Origin of the sequence: Mycobacterium kyogaense, assembly GCF_003254575.1 — a bacterium.
Lineage (GTDB): Bacteria > Actinomycetota > Actinomycetes > Mycobacteriales > Mycobacteriaceae > Mycobacterium > Mycobacterium kyogaense.
In genome coordinates this window covers 1-1,862 of sequence record NZ_QJUA01000095.1, presented here as the reverse complement: position 1 = coordinate 1,862, position 1,862 = coordinate 1, and the positions used below count along the sequence as shown (strand labels likewise).

Sequence of the window (1,862 nt, the reverse complement as noted above, 5' to 3'; positions counted from 1 at the left end):
CCGGGGGTGGTTTCGGTGAGGTAGGCGTGGAGGTGGGTGGTGTGGTCGGTGGTGGTGGTGATGGCGGCGGTGGCGATGCCGGGTAGGTGGGTGAGGGCGGTGTGGATTTCGGCGGGTTCGATGCGGTGGCCGCGGATTTTGATTTGGTCGTCGCTGCGGCCGTGGTAGCGCAGTTGGCCGTCGGGGAGCCAGCTGACCAGGTCCCCGGTGCGGTACATCCGTTGACCGGGGCCACCGAAGGGACACGCCACAAAACGCGACGCCGTCAGATCAGGGCGCGACGGATAGCCAAGGGCGACACCGTGTCCGGCGATGTAGAGCTCGGCAGGAACGCCTACCGGAACCGGCCGTAGATACGGGTCGAGCACGAGGCAGGTCGCGGTGGCGACCGGGGTGCCGATCGGCACCACTGTCCCCGTCGACGCTGAGGTCAACGGGGCGGTCATCGTGGCATACACCGTCGCCTCGGTCGGACCATAGGCGTTCACCACGGTGTGGCGATCCCCCCAGGTGCCGACGAGGTCAGGAGGGCAGGCCTCCCCGCCGAGCAGCATGGTCAGCGGAGGCAGGTTCGTCGAGTTCAGAGCCGTTGCTGCCGAGGGGGTTTGGGTGAGCACGTTGACCTGTTCTCGGATCAGCAGATCCTCGAACTCTGGCGGGGAGGCCACGGTGTCCTCGTCGACGATGACCAGTCGTGCGCCGGCGAGCAGTGCCGCCCAGATCTCCCACACCGAGAAATCGAAACCATAGGAATGGCATTGCGTCCACACCGGATCCGCCGGTAACGCCGCGGGCGTGGACGCCGCCAGATGCAGCAGGTTCTGATGCGTCACCGCAACACCTTTGGGGGTTCCCGTCGTCCCCGAGGTGTAGATCACATACGCCACATCATCAGGGCCGGGTCCCACCATCGGTCCGGCGCCCGGCTCCGGTGCGGCATCAGCGTCCTCGACCACGATCACCGGCACCGCCCCACCGGCCACCCGAACAGCCAACGCCGCCGTCGTCACCACCGCCACCGGCGCAGCATCGGCGAGAATCAGGTCGAGACGGGAGTCGGGTTGACCGGGGTCCAGAGGTACGTATGCGGCGCCCGATTGGAGTATGCCCAACATGACCGTCACCGCCTCGGCGCAGCGGTGGAAGAGGACCGCGACCTGATCACCGACACCGATGGACCTGCTGGTCAACATGGCAGCGACACGACTCGCGGCCGCCGCGAGTTCCCCATAGGTCATGGCATCGCGAGAGTCGCTGATCGCCAACGCATCCGGAGCTCGATCGATATGGCGGCGCAACGCCCCCGGCACCGATGACCGCTCAGGCGCGACGGGCAGCTGGTGCGACAGGCGATGGATCTGCTCGCGCTCGACCTCGTCGAGCAGGTCGATGTCGGACAGCCGAACATCAGCCCGAGAGGTCACGATCTCGATGATGTGCCGCAACCTGTCGATGAGGGTGGTGATGGTGGTGGGGGCGTAGATGTCGGTGCGGTATTCGATGGCGCCGTGGATGCCGTGGGGGGTGCCGGTGGGGGTGTGGTGTTCGTGTAGGGAGATGGTGAGGTCCATGCGGGCGGTGTGGGTGTTGATGGGTTCGGTGGTGATGTCGAGGTTGCCCAGGTGGAGGTCGGTGGTGGTGGTGTCGGGGAGGTTTTGCCAGGCGAGCAGGATTTGGATGAGGGGGTGGTGTGCTGGTGTGCGGGTGGGGTTGAGGTGGTCGACGAGGGTGTCGAAGGGGAGGTCTTGGTGGTCGTAGGCGGCGAGGCTTTGGTGGCGGATGTGGGTGAGGAGTTGGGTGAAGGTGGGGTTGTTGGTGAGGTCGACGCGCAGGATGAGGGTGTTGACGAAGAAGCCGATGAG

The 1,862-nt window shown here is 66.1% G+C and carries 1 protein-coding gene; it reads right to left on the bottom strand.

What is annotated here, in order from left to right; translation table 11 throughout:
• The coding region (locus tag DMB80_RS27695) for a non-ribosomal peptide synthetase (protein WP_121497476.1) at positions 1–1,862 on the bottom strand (1,862 nt) is incomplete at both ends.